General features: G+C 43.1%; 23 protein-coding genes. 16 read left to right on the plus strand and 7 right to left on the minus strand.

Features of this window, described 5'->3' with window-relative positions; genetic code table 11:
- The first annotated feature begins 3 nt into the window (after positions 1-3).
- Both C1N53_RS14035 and C1N53_RS14040 read left to right on the plus strand, forming a co-directional pair.
- Positions 4-969, plus strand: coding sequence for a MoxR family ATPase (locus tag C1N53_RS14035; RefSeq protein ID WP_137759907.1), 966 nt, complete (start codon positions 4-6; stop codon positions 967-969).
- 111 nt (positions 970-1080) lie between these two features.
- Complete coding sequence (locus tag C1N53_RS14040) at positions 1081-1512, plus strand: hypothetical protein (protein WP_137759908.1); 432 nt, start codon at positions 1081-1083, stop codon at positions 1510-1512.
- Between the two features lie 106 nt (positions 1513-1618).
- Here the strand turns inward: C1N53_RS14040 and C1N53_RS14045 are convergent, their stop codons facing one another.
- Positions 1619-2482 carry an SDR family NAD(P)-dependent oxidoreductase gene (locus C1N53_RS14045; protein ID WP_137759909.1) on the minus strand — a complete coding sequence of 288 codons (864 nt, stop codon included), beginning with the start codon at positions 2480-2482 and terminating at the stop codon, positions 1619-1621.
- A gap of 171 nt (positions 2483-2653) precedes the next feature.
- Between C1N53_RS14045 and C1N53_RS14050 the strand changes: the two genes are divergently transcribed.
- From C1N53_RS14050 to C1N53_RS14070, 5 genes are all read left to right on the plus strand, one after another.
- Positions 2654-3283, plus strand: coding sequence for a GNAT family N-acetyltransferase (locus C1N53_RS14050; protein WP_137759910.1), 630 nt, complete (start codon positions 2654-2656; stop codon positions 3281-3283).
- A 372-nt stretch (positions 3284-3655) separates the two neighbouring features.
- The gene (gene recA, locus C1N53_RS14055; RefSeq protein WP_137759911.1) at positions 3656-4699 is read left to right on the plus strand and encodes a recombinase RecA; all 1044 of its coding nucleotides are present in this window, start codon (positions 3656-3658) and stop codon (positions 4697-4699) included.
- 168 nt (positions 4700-4867) lie between these two features.
- Entirely contained in the window at positions 4868-5674 is an 807-nt protein-coding gene (locus C1N53_RS14060) for a DUF3108 domain-containing protein (RefSeq protein WP_137759912.1), read from the plus strand.
- 233 nt (positions 5675-5907) lie between these two features.
- Entirely contained in the window at positions 5908-6597 is a 690-nt protein-coding gene (locus C1N53_RS14065) for a response regulator transcription factor (protein ID WP_137759913.1), read from the plus strand.
- A 114-nt stretch (positions 6598-6711) separates the two neighbouring features.
- Positions 6712-7752, plus strand: coding sequence for a cell wall metabolism sensor histidine kinase WalK (locus tag C1N53_RS14070; RefSeq protein WP_137759914.1), 1041 nt, complete (start codon positions 6712-6714; stop codon positions 7750-7752).
- Between the two features lie 38 nt (positions 7753-7790).
- Here C1N53_RS14070 and C1N53_RS14075 read toward each other — a convergent pair whose 3' ends face one another.
- The 3 genes from C1N53_RS14075 to C1N53_RS14085 form a co-directional block, all read right to left on the minus strand.
- A complete protein-coding gene (locus C1N53_RS14075) occupies positions 7791-8474 on the minus strand; it encodes a LytTR family DNA-binding domain-containing protein (RefSeq protein WP_137759915.1) in 684 nt (227 codons plus the stop codon).
- Between the two features lie 58 nt (positions 8475-8532).
- A complete protein-coding gene (locus C1N53_RS14080) occupies positions 8533-9654 on the minus strand; it encodes a TlpA disulfide reductase family protein (RefSeq protein ID WP_137759916.1) in 1122 nt (373 codons plus the stop codon).
- A 144-nt stretch (positions 9655-9798) separates the two neighbouring features.
- Positions 9799-10173: a hypothetical protein gene (locus C1N53_RS14085; protein WP_371415906.1), complete on the minus strand. Its 375-nt coding sequence runs from the start codon at positions 10171-10173 to the stop codon at positions 9799-9801.
- A 366-nt stretch (positions 10174-10539) separates the two neighbouring features.
- Between C1N53_RS14085 and C1N53_RS14090 the strand changes: the two genes are divergently transcribed.
- From C1N53_RS14090 to C1N53_RS14100, 3 genes are all read left to right on the plus strand, one after another.
- Positions 10540-11250 (plus strand): RluA family pseudouridine synthase, encoded by a 711-nt coding sequence (locus C1N53_RS14090; RefSeq protein WP_137759917.1) that lies wholly within the window; start codon positions 10540-10542, stop codon positions 11248-11250.
- Between the two features lie 79 nt (positions 11251-11329).
- Positions 11330-11596 carry a transposase gene (locus tag C1N53_RS14095; RefSeq protein ID WP_137759093.1) on the plus strand — a complete coding sequence of 89 codons (267 nt, stop codon included), beginning with the start codon at positions 11330-11332 and terminating at the stop codon, positions 11594-11596.
- 34 nt (positions 11597-11630) lie between these two features.
- Positions 11631-12440: an IS3 family transposase gene (locus C1N53_RS14100; protein ID WP_168193999.1), complete on the plus strand. Its 810-nt coding sequence runs from the start codon at positions 11631-11633 to the stop codon at positions 12438-12440.
- 164 nt (positions 12441-12604) lie between these two features.
- On the opposite strand, the gene C1N53_RS14105 is transcribed toward C1N53_RS14100, so the two are convergent.
- Positions 12605-13585, minus strand: coding sequence for an NAD(P)H-quinone oxidoreductase (locus C1N53_RS14105; protein ID WP_137759918.1), 981 nt, complete (start codon positions 13583-13585; stop codon positions 12605-12607).
- Between the two features lie 207 nt (positions 13586-13792).
- On the opposite strand from C1N53_RS14105, the gene C1N53_RS14110 reads away from it, so the two are divergent.
- The 6 genes from C1N53_RS14110 to tsf all read left to right on the plus strand — a co-directional run bounded on the left by C1N53_RS14110 (position 13793) and on the right by tsf (position 18916).
- Complete coding sequence (locus C1N53_RS14110) at positions 13793-14158, plus strand: BlaI/MecI/CopY family transcriptional regulator (protein ID WP_137759919.1); 366 nt, start codon at positions 13793-13795, stop codon at positions 14156-14158.
- Position 14159: 1 nt separating this feature from the next.
- Positions 14160-15992 (plus strand): M56 family metallopeptidase, encoded by a 1833-nt coding sequence (locus C1N53_RS14115; protein ID WP_137759920.1) that lies wholly within the window; start codon positions 14160-14162, stop codon positions 15990-15992.
- A gap of 256 nt (positions 15993-16248) precedes the next feature.
- Positions 16249-16701: a 50S ribosomal protein L13 gene (rplM, locus tag C1N53_RS14120; protein ID WP_137759921.1), complete on the plus strand. Its 453-nt coding sequence runs from the start codon at positions 16249-16251 to the stop codon at positions 16699-16701.
- Positions 16702-16704: 3 nt separating this feature from the next.
- Positions 16705-17091, plus strand: coding sequence for a 30S ribosomal protein S9 (gene rpsI / locus C1N53_RS14125; protein WP_137759922.1), 387 nt, complete (start codon positions 16705-16707; stop codon positions 17089-17091).
- Between the two features lie 21 nt (positions 17092-17112).
- Positions 17113-17880 carry a 30S ribosomal protein S2 gene (gene rpsB / locus C1N53_RS14130; protein WP_137759923.1) on the plus strand — a complete coding sequence of 256 codons (768 nt, stop codon included), beginning with the start codon at positions 17113-17115 and terminating at the stop codon, positions 17878-17880.
- Positions 17881-18079: 199 nt separating this feature from the next.
- A complete protein-coding gene (gene tsf / locus C1N53_RS14135; protein WP_137759924.1) occupies positions 18080-18916 on the plus strand; it encodes a translation elongation factor Ts in 837 nt (278 codons plus the stop codon).
- 136 nt (positions 18917-19052) lie between these two features.
- Here tsf and C1N53_RS14140 read toward each other — a convergent pair whose 3' ends face one another.
- Positions 19053-20120: a PmoA family protein gene (locus C1N53_RS14140; RefSeq protein WP_371415907.1), complete on the minus strand. Its 1068-nt coding sequence runs from the start codon at positions 20118-20120 to the stop codon at positions 19053-19055.
- 59 nt (positions 20121-20179) lie between these two features.
- Positions 20180-21523, minus strand: coding sequence for a Gfo/Idh/MocA family protein (locus C1N53_RS14145; protein ID WP_137759925.1), 1344 nt, complete (start codon positions 21521-21523; stop codon positions 20180-20182).
- Positions 21524-21533: the final 10 nt, after the last annotated feature.

Below are 21533 nucleotides of genomic sequence, written 5' to 3' on the forward strand. Positions count from 1 at the left end.
CGAATGAAGCAGTACACCTCCGACAAAGAAGCCGCTGATGCGCTATACCGCTCTTACCAGGAGCTTACATCCGAGATATCGAAAGTAATAGTAGGTCAGGAAGAGGTAGTCAGGCTGGTGCTAACAGCCGTTTTTTGTCAGGGGCACTGCTTATTGGTTGGCGTTCCGGGTCTGGCGAAGACCTTACTTATCCATACAATCGCATCCTCGCTGGACATGTCGTTCAGCAGGGTACAGTTTACACCCGACCTGATGCCTTCTGATATAGTAGGTGCAGAAACAATGGACAAGGACCGTAACTTTAGCTTCGTTTCCGGCCCTATTTTCTCTAATATTGTTCTGGCGGATGAAATAAACCGTACGCCTCCTAAGACCCAGGCAGCCCTGCTGGAATCAATGCAGGAATACTCTGTTACAGTAGCTGGCCGTAAATATGAGCTGCCAAAACCATTTTTCGTACTGGCAACCCAAAACCCGATTGAACAGGAAGGAACTTACCCTCTTCCGGAGGCACAGCTCGACCGCTTCATGTTTAACATCACACTTGGCTACCCCAGTTATGAATCGGAGCTTCAGATTGTAAAGAACACAACCGGAGCCGCTAAAAACGCGCTGAACAAGATACTGCATGCAGATGATATACTGGCTTTTCAGCAACTGGTACGACGCGTGCCAGTAGTAGATAATGTGGTTGAGTACGCTGTAAAACTTGTGCATAAGACACGGCCTGATATGCCCATGGCTTCCCAACTGGCTAATCAGTACCTGGAGTGGGGAGCAGGCCCTCGTGCATCGCAGCACCTTATTATTGGTGCTAAATGTAATGCATTGCTCAATGGCAAGTATTCTCCCGATATAGAAGATGTGCAGGCGGTAGCTCTTCCGATATTACGCCACCGCATTGTCCGGAACTTTAAGGCAGAAGCCGAGGGTATTACAGTAGAAAAGCTGATCTCCGACCTTTTATAATATCGGCACCTGCACAGCCCATACTTTGCCTAAACCAGGTAAGCACATTGTAACTAATACAAATTAGGTGTAGTTTTGCACCATTCGTAATAACATACCCTAAAAAGCCTTATGGAAGCGCCTGCATTATTCATCCGCTTTAAAGATAACCTGGAAATTATCCTGGGTGCACTAAACAGCAAATTAGAAGTGCGATCTATGCCCTACAATACTTCTATTCCCCTGGAAGTAGATTTACTTGCCGGCATTCTCCGTATTCATGGCCTTCATTTTACATCAGAAACAGTAGGCGCCAGCCGCCTGCAGGACTTTTACCAATGGTTTCTGCAAAACGAAGAACAGGTAGCTGATGTGATGCACCGTGTTATGGAAGATAAAAAAGCGTACATAAAAACAGATCAGGGTACGGTGCTGCAAAAAGAAATGCTTTACAGAAGACTGGAGTATTTTAAAGAAACAGCGCATACGTTAGATGTAATGATGCGCCAGCAGCAATTAAAAAGCCCAAAGCACTTTCAGTACCCCTTCCTGCTCAACCAATAAAGCATAAGAGAAAAGCCAGCTACAACAGCTGGCTTTTCTCTTATGTTGCCATATAAAGCTTAATTAGCTTTTTGCACTACCCTAGGCTGACTTTGCCAAAGAGCTTCTACTTTCTTACCGACGTATGGCCTTCTCTGGCATGCTGTATATCCAGCTCTCCTTCCGGCTCTTTCTTCATAGAGGAGTCGGCCATAGCGCCCACAGGCCCTTTTGCCACAGTAATACCCCCATCTACCATATACAGAGCACCAGTTACATAAGAGGCTTCGTCTGAGGCCAAGAACAGGTATACATTGGCTACTTCTTCTGTTGTACCTCTGCGGCCCATTGGCGTCGCCAGCTTCATGGTTTCTACCATCTTACTGTCCATGGGGCCTGTGCCTGTATGTGTCCAGGCGGTATCAATCGGACCAGGACCTACAATATTACAACGCACCCCAAATTGAGCCTGCTCTACGGCAAGCCCTTTCATAAAAGCGTGCATAAAGCCTTTGGTACCACCATAGGGCGCATTCTGGGCGATACCAATCATACCAGCCTCAGAACCAGCCGACACAATATTACCTTTTGTTTTCTGCAGTTCAGGTAAAGCCGCTTTCGACATGTTAAAGGCAGACTTCAGGTTATTCTTGATCATGTAATCGAAAGCTTCCTCCGTGAAATCGGTTAAAACGTTTACTTCCGGAAAAACACCTGCATTGTTGATAAGAATGTCCAGTTTACCATATTGGCTTATGGCCAGGTTAACGCAATTCTTAGCGTTAGCCTCGGTAGATATATCACCTGTAAAAGCGATAGCTGTACCGCCTGCACTCTGAATTTCTTTTACGACATCTTCTACAGGATCTTCGGCAAAACCTGCCACTACTACTTTAGCGCCTTCGCTTGCAAACTTCTTGCAGATCGCCTCCCCTATTCCGGTGCCGCCACCTGTTACGATGGCTACTTTTTCTTTTAATCTATTTCCCATTTTTTTAAGTTTTATGCTGACTATTGCTTGGTATAAAGTAACGGCAGAAAGGCTGGTGAGGTTAATAAGCATATTGCCAGCAGCCACGATACATTTTATCAAAATTAGCGTATGCAATACCAAAGTACCTGATAATCAGCTTAGCCCCTTAACCTTAAACACCATAACCCTATGAGCTTCCTTTACAACATCTTGCCCGATACCTTTGCTGAACGGCTCGAGACAGCGCAATTGCTCTTAAGGCCTTACCAGGAAGAAGATGCCAGTGACTTTTTCAGGCTGATTCATGAAAGTTCAGATACGCTAAACCCGGCTTTCGGCGGGCGCCTGAACCGCGTAAAAGCACTTGAAGATGCCCGCACACAGGTACAGCAGCTACGCACTTACTGGGACAACCGCAAAATGTTTGACTTTGGTGTCTGGCAGAAAAGTGATGAGGCATACATAGGCGATATTGCTCTTAAGAACTTTGATCATACCGTTCCCAAAGCAGAAATAGGGCTTTATTTTAACCATTGGCCTGCATCTAAAGCAAGTGCCAAAGAATCATTAGAGCTTATGCTGCGGCTGGCATTCGAAACTATTGCTCTGAACAAAGTTTATATCCGCTGCACACTCACCAACTTATTCTATGGTGAACTTGCTGAGTCCTGTGGCTTTCTTAAAGAAGGACTGTTAAGAAGCGATTACAAAGGCGTTGATTCAGATGAGCTTTTTGACGTAATCTACTATGGTATGACCCGCAAAGATTATGAGCAGCAAAGGCATAAGGAACTTGAGCAGGATAAAGCACTTGTTTAAGGTTAACTTGCATAACAATTCTTTTCCTAAGAGTGCTTTCCACTACACGACCGAAGTGTGATTGCTTCGACAAAACTTACTTACACCTAACTAATATTATTAGCAATTAATTTCCTTACCATAGCTTTTGCCGTATATCATGCCTCTTGTAAGTTATGGCAATGCACTTGAATTTATTTTTCAACCTTTGCTTTAGAAGCTGAAAATAAAGATAAATTTGTAGCAAAAATGGCACAAAATAGGTAAAGCAGGTGTTATCATAATATAAAAACGGAAGCTAAATTATTTAGTAAATTATAGCATAACATTTTTGAAATTTGCTACTGATTTCGTAATTTCACCTTCAATATAAAGCACATTTAATTTTAGAACATGAGCGTAAGCAACGAAAAACTTAAGGCCCTGCAGCTAACCATTGATAAGCTCGATAAAACTTATGGAAAAGGCACTGTCATGAAGTTAAGCGACAATAAAGTAGAGGATGTTCCGGCCATCTCTACAGGTTCGCTTGGTTTAGATATTGCATTGGGTGTTGGTGGTTTACCACGTGGTCGTGTAATTGAAATATACGGACCGGAATCTTCTGGTAAAACCACGCTTACTATGCACTGTATTGCGGAAGCACAGCGTAAAGGAGGATTGGCTGCGTTCATTGATGCCGAGCACGCTTTCGATAAAGTATATGCCGAGAAACTAGGTATTGATACTGAAAACTTATTGATCTCTCAGCCAGACAACGGTGAGCAGGCACTGGAAATTGCCGACCACCTGATTCGCTCTGGTGCTATTGATATTATTGTAATTGACTCTGTAGCAGCTCTTGTACCGAAAGGTGAATTAGAAGGCGATATGGGCGACAGCAAAATGGGTTTACAGGCTCGTTTAATGTCTCAGGCACTTCGTAAACTGACGGGAACGATCAACAAAACAGGATGCTGCTGTATCTTCATCAACCAGCTTCGTGAGAAGATCGGGGTGATGTTCGGTAACCCTGAAACTACTACAGGTGGTAACGCACTTAAGTTCTATGCTTCTGTTCGCCTGGATATCCGTAGAGTTGGCCAGATTAAAGAGAGTGCTGATAACATCACTGGTAACCGTACACGTGTGAAAGTGGTGAAAAATAAAGTAGCGCCTCCATTTAAAGTGGTAGAATTCGACATTATGTATGGAGAAGGTATCTCTAAAGTAGGCGAAATTCTTGACCTTGGTGTAGAGCTTGGTGTAGTACAGAAATCAGGTTCCTGGTTCTCTTACAATGGCGATAAGCTTGGCCAGGGCCGTGATGGTGTGAAGCAGATTCTACTTGACAATCCTGAACTGATGGAAGAGATTGAAGGTAAGATCAGAGCTATTATCAAAGGCGAACCTGAAAAGGTTGCCGCTGCATTAGAAGAAGATCGATCTGAAGACTAAAACTTGTTCTTTTAGATACAGTAATGGAAAAGGTGCTATGATTATAGCACCTTTTTCGTTTTATGCGTGTTGATTAGCACGAAAGAACTTGCTAACTTAGAAGAAATGAAGCAGTTGGTATAGTACTTGTTATGATACAAGCAAAACTGCTAATTTAGATCAGAAGGTATGAAGAAGATTATTCCGGCATTAGGGCTACTTTTTTTGGTAATTTCAGGGTTTGTAACAAAACAGGTATTACGTACAGTGCCTAACGAAAGCTTTTCGACAGGCGAAGTATTAAAATATAAAGTGCACTATGGCCCTATAAACGCTGCTGAAGCAGTAATAGATGTTGCTCCTACGCTGCATACTGTAAATGGCCGGCCATGTTATAAAGCAACGGTAAACGGTAAAACAACAGGCTCGTTCGATTTCTTTATCAAGATCAGGGATACCTGGCAATCGTATATAGATACGGCCGCTATTCTACCTATGCGCTATGCCAGCAACATAGAAGAAGGCAGCTATCGCAAAAAAGAAACAGTAGAATTTAACCATATTGCGAATACGGCCTACGTTGATAAACGAAAAAAGAAAGAGAAGGAAACCGGTACCTTTCCCATACCTGCCAATGCACAGGATATTGTAAGTGGCTTCTACTACCTTAGAACCTTAAACTATGATAAGATGAAAGTTGGCGAGAGGTTCAGTATCAAAGGTTTTTTTGACCAGGAAGCATTTGACATGGTTGTTACTTTCCATGGCCGTGAAACGGTGAGCACTAAAATAGGGAAAATAAACGCCATCAAGCTTACGCCTAAAATGCCAAGCAACAAGCTATTCAAGGGAGAAGATGCCATCACAGTCTATCTCTCAGACGACATGAACAAAATACCTGTGCTGATACAAGCTAATATGTTTGTAGGATCTGTAAAAGTAGACCTGTTCGAATACAAGAACCTGAAGCACCGGATTTACATTGCCCAAAAATAACAAGAAAGCCAGCCATAAGGTTGGCTTTCTTGTTATACATACCCTTAGCAAGAGGCAGTGCTATGTTAAGAATTTATTATGATTTAATTATGCTAAAGTAATTTGGCTGAATGTGCAGTATATTTGACGTGAATTATTAGGCATTGCAACAGTGAACAGAGTTAAATACGCTCACCTACAGTAAAGCGTGCAGCAGCTCTGATAAACCCTGAAAAACGCTAAATTATACAACTGTGCAAACTACTTCAAACTACAAAATACTGGTAGTAGACGACGATCCGGATATTGTTGAGCTACTAAATTATAATCTTGTAAAAGAACACTACGATGTAGCTGAAGCCGACAACGGTAAAAAAGCTATTGAGATGGCTCAGAAGTTTAAGCCGGATATTATCCTGATGGATGTTATGATGCCTGTAATGGACGGCATTTCTGCCTGCCGCCAGCTGCGGGAAATGTCTGACTTTAAGCATACACACATTATCTTTTTAACAGCACGTTCAGAAGAATTTTCAGAAGTGGCTGCTTTTGACGCAGGTGCTGATGATTTTATTACCAAACCCATTAAACCAAGAGCCTTGCTGAGCAGGCTGGCAGCCTTTGCACGACGCGATGCACAGGTAGAGGAAGAAGAAAAAGTAATTGAAATCGGTGGCCTCCGTATAGACAGGACCAGCTTTGCTGTTTACAAAGGCGACGCTAAAATCACACTACCCAAAAAGGAATTTGAGTTATTGGCTTTTCTGGCTGCTACACCTAATAAAGTTTTTAGCCGCGAAGAGTTGTTGAATAATGTTTGGGGGAACGATGTATATGTAATTGCCCGAACCGTAGATGTTCACATCAGAAAAGTGCGGGAGAAAATAGGCGAAGACAATATCAGAACCATTAAGGGTGTAGGCTATAAGTTTAACACAGACTGATCGCTCTACAGAAAAGGACTGAGCAGAAACAGATGTAAAACTATAGGCTATCTACTTTTTATTATCAGAAAATCTTGTGTCTTTTGCCCTGACACCAGTGCCTGATTACTTTCAATGAATTTAAATTCGCGTTCGCTTGCCCTTCTTATATCACTGGCAGTAGCAGGAGTGCTTACTGCCTTTATTGCTTTAGCCACTTACTTATCCACAGAGGGTTTATTAGTTGCTTTGGCTCTTGTTTTTATCTGCTGCTTCCTGATTATCCATTTTTCGTATGAAGCACTTGTGTTTCGGGAAATAAAGAACGTTTACTCCAGCCTGGAGAAGATAAAAAAACAGGAGTATAAAAAAATTGAAGGCCGTTCACTTTTTAATTCTGATCCATTGCGCAAAATCAAGGATGAGATTTACCAGATAGCCGAAAAGAAACAGGAAGAAATAGACGAACTGAAGCAGCTGCAAAACATGCGCAGAGAGTTTTTAGCAGATGTGTCGCACGAGCTAAAGACACCCATTTTTGCAGCACAAGGTTTTATTCACACACTGCTGGATGGCGCTATGGATGACCCCATTGTGCGCGACAAGTTTCTGCAGAAAGCGGCCAAAAGCCTGGATGGCTTGGATGCCCTGGTGCAAGACCTGATCAGTATTTCTCAGTTTGAGAAAGGCGTAGTAAAGATGCAGAAGCGAGACTTTGATGCCATTCAGCTGGCAAGAGAGGTATTTGAGCAACTGGAGCAAAAAGCAGCCTCCCTGGAGATAAACCTACATCTGGAACTCGACTCCAAACAGAAAGTAATGCTTTATGCTGACCCTAACCGCATCAGGCAGGTTTTTGTAAACCTGGTGGATAATGCCATCAAATACGGTAGAAAAGGCGGCAACATTTGGGTGTCTTTTGAAGAAGGACGTAAAAAGTATACTATAACTGTAAAAGACGACGGTAAAGGTATTGCCCAGGAGCACATTAACCGGATATTTGAACGATTTTACCGCATTGATAAAAGCCGCGCCCGCGACACCACCAGCACCGGCCTTGGCCTTGCCATCTGCAAGCACATAGTAGAAGCTCATCGTTCTATTATAGCCGTAAAAAGTGAGGTGGGCAAAGGTACTACCTTACGCTTTAAACTGCTGAAAGCGAAAAAGGAGTAGTATCAGATATGGATAATTTGCAGCTGGAAATACCTGGTTCATGAATAGCTATGTTGCAGCTTTTGCATAAAGGAAGCGCCAACAGGTACAACCTGGTCTTTTACACATACCTGATGGCGCTCAATTTTATTGATTCTATCTTTGGCAACCACATAAGACCGATGCACACGCACAAACCTATCGGCTGGCAGTAACTCACAAAGTTCATTTATCGTCATCCGCGAGAGCAGTTTCTTCTCTTCCAGCACAAACGTAATATAGTTGCCGGCTGCCTCCATATACAAAATTTCATCATACAACACCTTCACCTGCTCATAGCCTGTTTTAAGGAAAATATAATCTTTGTTGGGAGCCACTGATTTGTTACGGAGTTGCAGATGTTCCTGTGCCTTGTTACAGGCTTTCACAAACCTGGCCAGCGAGAAAGGCTTCAGCAGGTAATCAATAGCATCCAGCTCAAAGCTGGTAACAGCATGCTCCGAATAGGCAGTAGTAAATATAACAAGCGGCTTTTTCTGCAGACTGGCAACAAACTCCAGACCTGAGATATCAGGCATTTTTATATCCAGAAAAAGTACATCAACAGGCTCACGTTGTAAGTATTCCAAGGCTTTAAAGGCATCTGTAAAGCAAGCCTCCAGTTCCAGGAAAGGCACCTTCGCTGCCAGCGAACGTACTACTTCCAAGGCCATTGGTTCATCGTCTATTGCTATTGCTTTCATAATATATAAATAGTGTCGCTACGAAGAATATCAGCTTCAGAGCAATTTAGATAAATAGTTACTTCGCCTCCATCAATTCATCTAATTTCTTATAGAAGCTGTCATCTTCGCCAATAAACTTAGCTATAATCTTTTTATCCTGATCCAGTATGAATTTAGTAGGATAAGCTTCTACACCATACCTTACCGCTACATTAGCCTCAGTTTCCGATGTATCGATCACTTGTGGCCAGAGTAGTTCGTGCTTCTGCACTGCTGTTCTCCAGGCCTCTTCAGTCTCATTGCAATCTATACCAATAAACTCGATGCTGCCTTTATACTTAGAGTAGTATTCTTTCATCTTAGGAAAACCTTTTACACAAGGTGCACACCAACTTCCCCAAAAGTCTAATACAATATATCGGCCTTTTACTGTATTTAAAGCAAAGTCTCCGGCGAGTGAAGGCAATTTAAACTCAGGGGCTGTTTCGCCTTCTTTTATAATCTGTTTCGCTTTCTGTATTTTAGTATACTTATCATAGGTATCCAGCTGGCTTTCGAGCATTGTCTTAAACAGACCATTTCGAACATCAGGTGCCAGAGCAGGATAAAGTTTCCCTAAATTCTCCCAAGACTGATCCAAAAGAAAATAAGCTGCCAAATCCTTGTTTAAATTGTTTTTGACATATTCCAGCTTTGCTTCTCCTCCTATTCCTTTTATTCTATTACGCTTCTGAAAAAGCTCATTGATCAATGTTTTGTCACCGTTATTGGCTATAAGTGTATCAAGCTGAAGCTCCACTGCTACAGCCTCCGATACTGCTTCAATGTAACTTTTCCTTACCTTTGTATATTGCTCATTAAATTCTGTGCCTTTAACCGTATAATCCATGTAAAGCTCTTTTAGCTCTCCCTCAATCTCTAGCTTATCACCAGGCTTTACTAATACAATTATAGCTTTTTCTCTTGCCCAATAAGGACTGCCATCTCTTCTAGTATAAATGGCTTTCTTTGGCATAAGGTACACCATCAATGGCGCAGCTCCGGGTATATTACAGGTAAAATACCCTTCTTTAGCAACCAATGTATCCTGTACAGAATCTCCTGAGTTATCATCTGGAGTTAATATAGGATAATACGAAACCAGAATTTCATCATCTCCTAAACCTTGGATATTGGCCTTGATATTATGTGTCGCCATAGTTGGATGTATTGTTAGTTGTTTGGCTTGCTTACAGGATACCAGCCATCCTAGTGCTACTACTAGCGTTACTACTAATTTAATCTTTCCATAACGAGTTGTTTATATAATTACTAAGACATCTTCTAATGGTGGTAACTTATTTTACAGCTGAAGAGTCAGGTGCACAAAAAACTCCTCAGAGGTTTCCCTTATTACTAAATCGTGCTTCTGCGGGTATAATAAGGCTAATCGCTGCTTCACATTCTCCAGTCCTATACCCGATTTATCTTTCTCAGGATCGTGTTCCTGCTTTTGATGTGTGCTATTGTAAATATCATAATATAATTTATCCTGTGCAAAATACAATGTTATTTTAATCCAGGATTGTCCCTTTAAGCTAATTCCATGTTTAAAAGCATTTTCAACAAAAGGAATAAGCAGCATTGGGGCTATGAATTTTTCCTCAAGTACATCTTCAATTTTTGTTTGTATTGTTATATCTGGATCAGCAATTGAAAAGGAGGCAACTAATCCCATATACCAGAATACTTAACAGCACTGTTAAAGTATAATCCCTTCTTAAGTACAACTTGGGGTAGATATAAAAATTAACAATAAGAAAAGTAAAATTCAATCTTCTTATATGCTGTACCCTTGTTCATATGATACAATCTTACAGGTAAGTTTTAAAGCAGAAAAATAATTGTGATCAATCCCGCAATATCTGTGATAAATCAGGATTCTCTGGATGAAAGGATGAACAGGAGGTGGTACAAAAGCTGTTATCGTTTTAAAGTGCAGGCACTGCCGAAATGCAACTTATAGTGCACGCTAAAATTCTGTATCTTTGCAGCAGGAAGCAGGGCTACAGAGTAGCTACCCCTATTTACTTTAAATGATAGAATGAAATATCCCGTTTTTAAGGATCTGATTGTGTTTGAGAGTGAGGATTACCTGGTGGTGAACAAGCCTCCTTTCCTGGCTACATTAGAAGACAGAACCCCTAATACAACTAATTTACTTAAACTGGCCAAGCAGTACGACCCTGAACTCCAGGCTTGCCACCGCCTGGATAAAGACACCTCAGGCTGCCTGGTATTTGCCAAAAATCCGGAGGCTTATCGCCACCTGTCGATGCAGTTCGAACACCGTGAGGTTTACAAGGTATACCATGCCGTAGCCTGGGGTATACATAAATTCGATGATCAATTGGTAAGTCGTGCCATATTGCCAAGTGCAAAAGGCGTTGCCAAGCTAACTCCTCAGGGAAAACCAGCCGAAACATACTTCACCACATTAGAAAACTTCAGTCGCCATACCTTAATTGAATGTATGCCGGTAACAGGCCGCCTGCACCAGATACGGGTGCACCTGGCTTCTATTGGTGCCCCGATTGTAAGCGACGAACTGTATGGCGGAGAACATCTGTACCTCTCTAACCTGAAGCGCGGCTTCAACCTGAAGCAAAATACAGAAGAGCTACCACTGATCAAGCGCTTTGCCCTGCATTCGCATACCATTGGCTTTAAACAATTGAATGATGAACCAGTAAAGGTAGAGGCGCCTTATCCTAAAGACTTTGCTGTGCTGGTGAAGCAACTAAGGTCGCATTAACTAATTATGATAAATATAATACTCCCTATGTTTAGGTCCACTATTTTAATTGACGTATAACATTTAACTTAGTGAAACAATGAAAGGGAAAAGAAGGAAATTCAGCGCGGCCTTCAAGGCCAAGGTAGCCCTGGAGGCTTTGAAAGAGCGGGAGAGCCTGGCGGAGCTGTCCAAACGCTTCGAGGTGCACCCGAACATGATCAGCAAATGGAAGCAGGAGTTTGTGGAGAACTCTTCTCTTGTCTTTGAAAAGGAGAAGGGTCCTGCACAGGAGCCTGACACCGAGACGCTCTATGCCCGCATCGGCAGTCTGGAGTTGGAGAAAGAGTTCTTAAAAAAAGCTTAGGGAAGCTCGGACTCTAACAGAGCTGAGAAAGCTGGTGGAGCCGACAGGCGGGCTCAGCGTCCGCTGCCAGTGTGATTTGCTGGGCATCCACCGCAGCGGCGTCTACTACTCTCCGGCAAAGGAGAGCGAGGAGAACCTGGCTATCATGCGCCTGCTGGACGAGCGTTACCTGGACAAGCCCACGCACGGGGTCTTGCAGATGCAGGACTACCTGCGGGATGAAGGGTATCGGGTGAATCACAAGCGGGTCAGAAGGCTCCTGAGGCTCATGGGCCTGGAGGCCATCTACCCTAAGCGGAACCTGAGCCAGCTGGGCCAGGCAGAGTATATCCACCCTTACCTGCTGAGGAACCTAAAGGTAGCGGATCCAAACCAGGTCTGGGAGGTGGACATCACCTACATCCCGCTGGAGAAGGGGTTTATGTACCTGACGGCCGTCATCGATGTGTATAGCCGCTATGTGGTCGGCTGGGGGCTGTCCAACAGCCTGGAGGCCGAGGCAAGCCTATCGGTGCTGCGGGAGGCGATTGCCCGCCACGGCAAACCGCAGATAGTGAACTCCGACCAGGGCAGTCAGTTCACCTGCAAAGAGTGGGTGGGACACCTGAAGGAGGAAGGCATCCGCATCAGCATGGATGGCAAGGGCAGGGCGCTGGACAATATTTACATCGAGCGGCTGTGGCGGACGCTGAAGCGGGACTATGTTTACTTAAACCCGGCAAAGGATGGATGGGAGCTGTATCAGGGAGTGAAGGGCTTCTTCAGTTTCTACAACCATGAGAAGCATCACCAGGGAATCGGCAGGTGTATTCCGGTAGAGGTCTATAAACAACAGGCTGCGTGAGTTGGGGAGAGTATAAGTAGGGAATCAACTTAGAAACAGTAACTCGTGGTCCTACAAAGAGGGAGCACTATAAAAAGACTTCACGACAAAGGACAAATGAGCAAGTACAGAGCCTTTTGTATCCTTTGTCTTTTTGTCACATTGTCCTTTTACTTTATTTAAAATCAACTCACCTGAAGCACAATCTTGCCAATATTCCCGTTCTGCTCCATGTATCGATGTGCCTCGGCCACATCCTGCCAACTAAACACAGAATCTATTACAGGTTTTAGCTGGCCCGACTGAAACAGAGGTAATGCAAACGCACTCAAATCTCTGGTGAGCTGAACCTGATAATCGCGGGTACGGGATCGAAGGGTGGAGCCTGAAATCTGCAGGCGCTTCGACAGCACCTTCCGCAAATCAAAGTTTTCAACTTTTCCCCCACCTAAACTAGCAAGCAGCACCAGCCTCCCATCCAGCCCCAGGCAGTCTATGTTGTTGCTAAAGTATGGTCCTGCAATAAAGTCAACAATCAAGTCTACACCCTCCGATTTAGTATATTGCATCACCTCGTTCAGGAAAGCCTGTTCTTTATAATTGATGGCTTTACTTGCACCTAAGTCCAGGCAGGCCTGTATCTTCTTTTCAGATGCTGTAACTAATACCTCCGCCTGCTTCGCCTTAGCCAGCTGAATAGCTGCTGTGCCTACGCCACTGGCTCCGGCATGCACCAGCACACGCTCCCCTGCCTGCAAATCTCCAATCCAGAACAAAGCCTGGTAAGCAGTCAGAAAAACTTCCGGTATCGCAGCAGCTTGTTCCATCGATAAGTTTTCAGGCAACGGCATAGCCATAGCTTCGTCTATCACGGCAAACTCGGCATACCCTCCACCGGGTAGCAGTCCAAAAACTTTGTCTCCTGTACGAAAGCGACTACAGTTCTCTCCTGATTCTTCTACTACACCGGCAATCTCCAGTCCCAGCAGTGGACTTGCGCCTTTGGGCGGCGGATACTTTCCTTCACGCTGTAAAGTATCGGCACGGTTAAGGGCAGTGGCATGCACCTTTACCAGCAGTTCATTAGGCTTCGGTACCGGCTTTTCGTATTCCCCGAGCTGCAATTGCTCTGGCCCTCCAGGTTGTCTCACTAGTATGGCTTTCATTTATCAGATGCTAAATATTAGCTTTTAGATGTTAGACTTCTATTAATAGACGCAAGATAAGCTGGTAAAGATACTTCAACAGCCACCACGCCTTTCTGTGTGCAAGTAATCCTACATAAGTACTTCATTATAAATAATTAAAAATATAACCAAGCTACTTGACTTTATTACGAAATATTCGTAAATATACGAAAATATCGTAATTGTATGGAAAAGCTAACACAACAAGAAGAAGAGGCCATGCAGGTAATCTGGCAACTGAATGGCGGTTTTATCAAGGACTTTCTGGAGAAGCTGCCTGATCCACAGCCACCTTATACTACTCTGGCCTCTACGGTAAAGAACCTAGAGAAGAAGGGGTATCTGGTAAGCGAAAAGCTGGGAAACACCTACCGCTACACCCCACTTATAAAGGCTGAAGATTATAAGAAACGCTTTATGAAGGGCTTTGTAGGAGACTACTTTAAGGATTCCTATAAAGAACTGGTGGCCTTTTTTGCCAAAGAACAGCAAATCAGCGCAGAAGAACTGAAAGAGATTATAGATATGATTGAGAATAAAAAATCAGAATGATATGCCGGATCTGATCTTATACCTGCTGAAAGTAAACATCGCACTGGTACTGTTTTACCTGGTGTATCGCTTTGTGCTGCGACGGCTAACCTTCTATAACCTCAATCGCTGCTTTCTGATCTTTGGGATACTGTTTTCCATAGTTTATCCTTTTGTAGATCTTACAGAATTCACTGCTCAAAACCCGCAGCTTACTGAAAAGCTGGTAATAGTTTCTGCGCCATGGCCAACTGTTACGCATGCTCCCACGCAAACGCCTGCCTTTAATCTTTGGCAACTACCAGTTTATATATTTGCAACAGGGGCAGCAGTTATGCTTCTCCGCTTTCTACTACAAATCCTTTCGCTCTACAAGCTGCATACACAGTCAATCAAGTCGCGGCTACTTGAGTTTGATTTCAGGCGGGTTCAGGAAGATGTTAATCCATTTTCCTTCTGGCAAACCATCTATTTAAATCCAGGCACACTCCACACAACCGAATTAGTACCCATCCTTCGCCACGAACAGGTGCATGTAAAGGGGTGGCATACGCTGGATGTACTGCTTTTTGAGTTACTGACTATATTTTCCTGGTTTAACCCAGGTGTATGGTTTATGAAGTCAGCTATGAAACAGAACCTGGAGTTTATTGCCGACAGAAAGGTATTGCAAAGCGGCCTCGACAGCAAAGCTTACCAGTACAGCCTGATCAGGGTAAGCAGTTTATCACAGGGTACAGCTTTGGCTAACAATTTTAATTTTTTAACTATAAAAAAACGTATCGCTATGATGAACAAGAATCCGAGTACCCGAGCAAATTTACTTCGGTTCCTGGTGGTATTTCCAGTTGCTGCTGTACTTGTAGTAGTTTTCAACAGTGTTGCTCAAACTACAGAAAATCAGCAATTAAAAGAGCCTGTTATAACTAGAGTTGTAACAGAGGTACCAATTGAGAAATCGAAAGAATATATGGAAGTGGCACCAAAGGTTTTCATAAAAAACTCTCTCAATTTAGAATACGTCGTTTGGCAGGCTACAACTGAAACTTTAATAATTAAACCAAAAGGGCACCAGGAAGAATCCTATCGAATAAAGAATGAACAAGATGTAGCAACTGCTACGCAAAAATATGGCCTACGCTTAACTGCACCTGATAAAGCAAAAAGCATTACCCAAACAGAAGAACATCTCTTTATTTTAGAAGATAATCCATACTATCAGAACAAAGCAAATTTACCACAAGACTATAAAGCCTTCTTAAAAAGAAACCCAACTATAGAAAAAGTTGGCTGGAAGTTTGATAACGAACAGGATTTCAATTTACAATCAATCGTAATTTACTTGAAATCCGGAGGCTCAGAAGTATACAATTACAGTGACAGCAAAAGCATAGCCACTGCTAAAAGTAAGTACGGAGAGCTACCGAACCTACCTCCTCCGCCGCCACCAGTGCCTGCTAAAGAAGAGTTACCTCCGCCGCCTCCACCAGCACCGTCTAAGGAGCAACTTCCACCACCTCCTCCGCCTGTAAAGCAGGACACTCCGCATCCTTCTATACTCCTGGAAGATCAAAACTCCATTACCTGCATCTTTCGGCCTGCATCCATGACAAGCGATGAACTTAATGCGGCTCATAGCGCTTTTAAAGAAAAAGGCTTTAAGTTCTCTTTTAACAAATCCTTTTCTAATGGCAAGCTGTCAGGCATAGAACTTGCCCTATTTTCGCAAGATGAAAGTGGTAAATTAACAGGCTCTTATAATTTAGAAGAACTAAAAAAGGAAAAGAGAGTGATTGTGCTTCAGGCGAACAAACTAACACAGCATCTTTCTATATCTACACAGCCTGAAGATTAATGGTTGATTGCTGTTCTTTAAAATACCTGGCAGAAATTTCTGCCGGGTATTTCAGTATCTGCTCAGCATCAAAAGAGCACAAGCAGACCTGATGAACTGCCGATGCTACTCCTGCCAAGCACTATTTCCCTGTTACACAGCATATTTCTATACCAACTCTTGCATCACAAAAAAATTACTTCTATCTTTGTGACCATTTTTCAAGAACCATAGAAAAATATTTCAATAATTAATAAATCGCTTACAACCACTAAAAATGGATCATTTAAGTTATAAAACCCTTACTGTCAACAAGAAGACAGCCAACAAAGGCTGGGTGATTGTTGATGCAGGTCAAGGAAACTTGGGTCGTGTGGCGTCTGAAATCGCCAAGATCTTGAAAGGCAAGCACAAGCCTTCGTACACGCCTTTTGCTGACTGCGGTGACAACGTAATCGTTATCAACTCTGATAATGTTCGTTTCTCTGGCCGCAAATGGGATCAGAAGTATTACCTGACGCATACTGGTTACCCAGGTGGTCAGAAAAGAACTTCTCCTCGTGAGCTTAAGGCGAAATCATCTACATTAATTGTAGAGCGCGCTGTTCGCGGTATGTTACCTAAAAACAGATTAGGTCGCGAGCTGTTCAGAAATCTTCATGTTTTTACAGGAAGCGAGCATCCTTTTGCAGCTCAGCAGCCTAAAGAATTAACCCTCAACATCAAATAATTAATGGAAGTTATCAATACATCTGGTAGAAGAAAAACCTCGGTGGCGCGCATTTACATGACGCCTGGGCAAGGGATTATCACTATTAACGGTAGAGATATTAAAACGTATTTCCCTAGCGAAGTACTGCAAACTATTGTGAATCAGCCGTTACAAACTTTAGATTCAATTGGCAAATACGATATTAAAGCCAATATCAAAGGTGGTGGTGTAAGCGGCCAGGCTGAAGCACTTAGACTTGCTATCTCTAAAGCACTGGTAGTTGAGAATGCCGAGACCAAATCAGCTCTTCGTAAAGAAGGATTTATCACAAGAGATCCTCGCATGGTAGAGCGTAAGAAGTTCGGTAAGCGTAAAGCTCGTCGTTCATTCCAGTTCAGTAAACGTTAATATTAAAGGTGTATCAACAACATGGCAAGTACTAATTATAAAGAATTACTTGAGGCAGGTGTTCACTTCGGTCACCTTACCCGCAAGTGGGATCCAAAAATGGCACCGTACATCTTCATGGAGAAGAACGGTATCCACATTATTGACTTAAATAAGACGTTAGTTGCGCTTGATGAAGCTACTGCTGCTATCAAGAACATTGCAAAGTCTGGCCGTAAAATTATGTTCGTGGCTACTAAAAAGCAAGCACAGGACATCGTTGCGGAAGAGGCTAAGCGTCTTAAAATGCCTTACGTAACCGATCGTTGGTTAGGTGGTATGCTTACTAACTTCGCTACTGTTCGTAAGTCTTTGAAGAAAATGTCTACTATCGACAAGATGGTAAAAGACAATACAGCTTATGCAGCTATTGCGAAACGTGAAAAATTAATGCTTTCCCGTGAGCGTGAGAAACTGGAAAGAGTATTGGGAGGTATCGCTGATCTTTCCAGACTTCCTGCAGCTCTTTTCATTGTTGACGTAAAGCGTGAGCACATCGCAGTAAAAGAAGCTCAAAAATTAAACTTGCCTGTATTTGCAATTTGCGATACTAACTCTAACCCAGAGACAGTAGATTATGCAATTCCTGCAAACGACGATGCTTCTAAATCAATCTCCCTTATCGTGTCTATCATTGGTAAGGCAATTGAAGAAGGTTTGTCTGAGCGCAAAGTTGATAAAGAAGAAACTGAGCGTAAGCGTTCTGAAGAAGAAGGCATCAAGGCTAAGCAAGAAGCTGACGAACAATAATCAATCGTTCATATTGCAATAAGATAAACTGAACATTGGACGCAGCAGCTTCAATGTTCAGTTTGTTTTAGGGGTTTAGGAAAGAAGAAGCACGAGATTAACCTATTAAATTAAGAAATCTTTAACAATTGCTTTCTGCACAACCCTAACTATAGATAATTCATAATTTATAATTTCTAATTCATAATTATAAAAAACCATGGCTATTACAGCACAAGACGTTAACAGACTGCGCCAGGAAACTGGAGCTGGTATGATGGATTGCAAAAAAGCGCTTACAGAAGCTAACGGCGACTTCGAAGCTGCTAAAGATATTCTGCGTAAGCAAGGTCAGAAAATTGCCAGCAAACGTGCTGACAACACTACTTCTGAAGGTATCGTTCTTACTCAGGTGAGCGAAGATGGCACTACTGGTAAAGTAATTGCCTTGGCTTGCGAAACAGAACCGGTATCTAAAGTAGCTGATTTCCAAAACCTGGCTAAAGCTGTTCTGGATGCTGCTGTTTCTTCAAACGCTGCTACCAAAGAAGAACTTTTAGCAACTCCTCAGGCTGATGGCCGCTCATTACAAGATCATATCACTGACCTGATGGGTAAAATTGGTGAGAAAATTGATGTAGTTTCTTTCGAATCTGTATCTGCTGATCAGGTTGTTGCTTATAACCACTCTAATGGTAAATTAGGTGTATTAGTTGCCCTTGCCAACACAAACGGTACAGACGTAACGGAAGTTGGTAAAGACGTAGCAATGCAAATTGCAGCTATGAAGCCAATCGCTCTTGATAAAGATGGCGTTGATTCTGCTACTATCGAGCGTGAAATTGAAATTGGCAAAGAGCAGGCTCGTGCTGAAGGCAAGCCAGAAAACATGTTAGAGAAAATTGCTCAGGGTAAACTGAACAAGTTCTACAAAGAAAGCACTTTATTAAACCAGGAGTTCGTAAAAGACTCTTCTCTTACTATTGCGCAATTGCTTGAGAAAACAAGCAAAGGCTTAAAGGTAACTGAATTTAAGCGTGTTGCTATTGCTGGTTAATTCACAGCATTCCTTATAAAAAAAGCGGCTGTTCCTAATTTGTAGGAACAGCCGCTTTTTTTCATCGTTAAGCCTGCTTACATGGTGCAGCAGCAGGCAGTTTGAATGTTACTCCCGATTCGGAAGCTACAAAGCATTATTGCCCGTTCGTATATTTTTGAAATTCAGTATTTACCTGCTCAGAAGTTAAGCTGCCGCCAGCATGAATTATTACCCGATGCTGGAATGTTACTGATTTGCCAGCTTCCAATTTAAAGTTTAACACTTCTTGGCCATTACTCATAGCGTGCTGTCCCAGGTTGTTTGCTGCGAACAAACCATACCCTCTGGCATGCCAGTATGCAGGATAGCCGATGTTCTTCGGGTGATCCATTAAAACAACCGATACTGCTTCATCTTTTATCTTACCAGCTAAATTCACCCAATTTGCCCGGGTTCCCCAAACATCGTCGCCAGTCTTACCTTCGCTGCTGGTATAGTGGCCTGTTACTCCTTCATTATTCATTTTAGGTACCGCAGTAGCTTTGCCGCTCGCATCTGTAAAAACTTCCGGCTTCTCCGACGGATGCTCCAACTCTCTGGCAACTCTGATGGCAATAAGCCCCTCTTTGTTATCCTTAAACAGCACATCTTCCTGAAGCGCAGTAAGAGTAGTTACCCGATCTATAATTCGACTTTCATGAGCATCACTGAAAATAAAACGGGTCGTTTCTTTTATCATGGCAGTACCATCAGGCTTCTGCCACTCTGCGCTTACTTCCAGTAAAGCTTTATCATCACCATTGGTTATCTTATGCACACTCTGATGGCGAATGGTTCCGAAAGGGCCTTTATGACTACCCACATCGTTAGAGTTATTCCAGAAGTCATATCCATTCACATCGCCATAGTTAAACCAAAGCCCCACGTGGTGCGGATGGTCTACTCGCTCACCTGCTCTTGGCTCCAGTGGCCAGCCCCGGGTAATTAAGTTGCCTTTAGCTGTGCGTATAGGATAAATTACAGGCTTCTTTACTGCATCAGGATAGATATAGGAAATAAAAGGCTTGCCGTCTATAGTTACATCTATGCGCTTGTCCTTTTTGCTTTCAGTCAGCATAAAGCGCTTTGGCTTAACTGCAGCTTCTTCCTTAGCAGTATAGCCCTTTGTAAAAGCTGCAAGCATTAAAAGTAGAGCCGCACCTACAAATGAATTTCTGATCATTGTTTTAATCCGGAGTAGCATAAACATGCAGTAGTAGCAGCACTTTACTATATAACTAATTAACTCACTATAACATCCTGCTTGGTATCATCGAAGGTAATACGTTTACCTGTTTCCAGAGCAGTTCTTGTCATAATGTTAGCTACAGAATGATTATAGCCAGCTTTTACCGAGGCATTAGGTGTCTGTCGGCTTCTCACGCACTCCATCCAGTTGCGCATGTGCAGCGAGGTCATCGGGTCTCCGCCTGTGTTGGCACCAGTGGCCGCTTTTATATCGTTTGGCAGGGTATAATCGGCCAATTTATTAGCCTCCATACCCATAGCCTTCGCCATATTTTGCGTTAAACCACCCTCCGATGTTACTTTGTTTGTGTCGAGGTTTAGCATACCACCATTAGAATAGTATAGCTCTTTAATGCCACCTGCCTCGTTGCTGAAACGGGAAGAGTACACCACCTGAAAGCCTTTGCTTTTATCATCAGCAGGACCATAATCGAACACAGCCGTCATGGTATCAGCATTGGTGCGGCCATCCTGCCACATATAAATGCCACCGTTGGCTACCACACTGCGAGGATGCTCCAGCCCCGTAAACCAATGCACAGTATCAATCTGGTGCGACATCCACTGCCCCGGTATTCCGGAAGAGTAAGGCCAGAACAGGCGGTACTCCAGGTACTTTCTTGGGTCCCAAGCCACCTTCGGGCGGTTCATCAGGAAGCGGTTCCAATCTGTATCCTGCTCCCGTATTTCGCTTACAAGCTTCGGAAGGCGCCAACGCCCCGGTTGGTTTACGTTCCAGGTCATCTCCACCATTTTAATATCGCCAAACTTCCCGGAGCGGATGTATTCATTTGCAGCTATGTAATTAGGTGCACTTCTACGCTGAGAACCGATCTGTACTATTTTGCCCGTTTCCTCTACTGCTTTTAAAATAGCTCTGGCATCTTCCATGGTTTCGGCCATAGGCTTTTCTATATAAGCATCTTTACCATTTCTAACAGCCTCTACTCCCATAAGCGCATGCTGAAAATCAGCAGTACTGATAATTACGGCATCTACCCCTTTCTGCGCATAAAGCTCATCGTTGTTGCGGTACTTCTTTATTTTTAGCCCGTGCTTCTCCTTCACAAATGCCTCCGCCTCTTCTCTGCGCCAATTCCAAATATCCGACACACCCATAAATTCAAAATTCAGCTCTTTGGCATGCGCCATGAAGGAAGGATATAAAGAATTCCTGAATCGGTCAGAAAATCCGACAATTGCTACCTGTACTCTGTCGTTGGCTCCTAAAATTCGACCATAGCTTTTGGCGCTAAAACCCATCAGCGAGAAGCCTACTGTGCCCAGTGCAGCCTTCTTTATAAAGTCTCTGCGTGTATTGCTGTTATGTTTTTCCATTTCTATAATA

The organism is Pontibacter sp. SGAir0037, from assembly GCF_005491705.1.
In the GTDB taxonomy this organism is placed as follows: Bacteria; Bacteroidota; Bacteroidia; order Cytophagales; family Hymenobacteraceae; genus Pontibacter.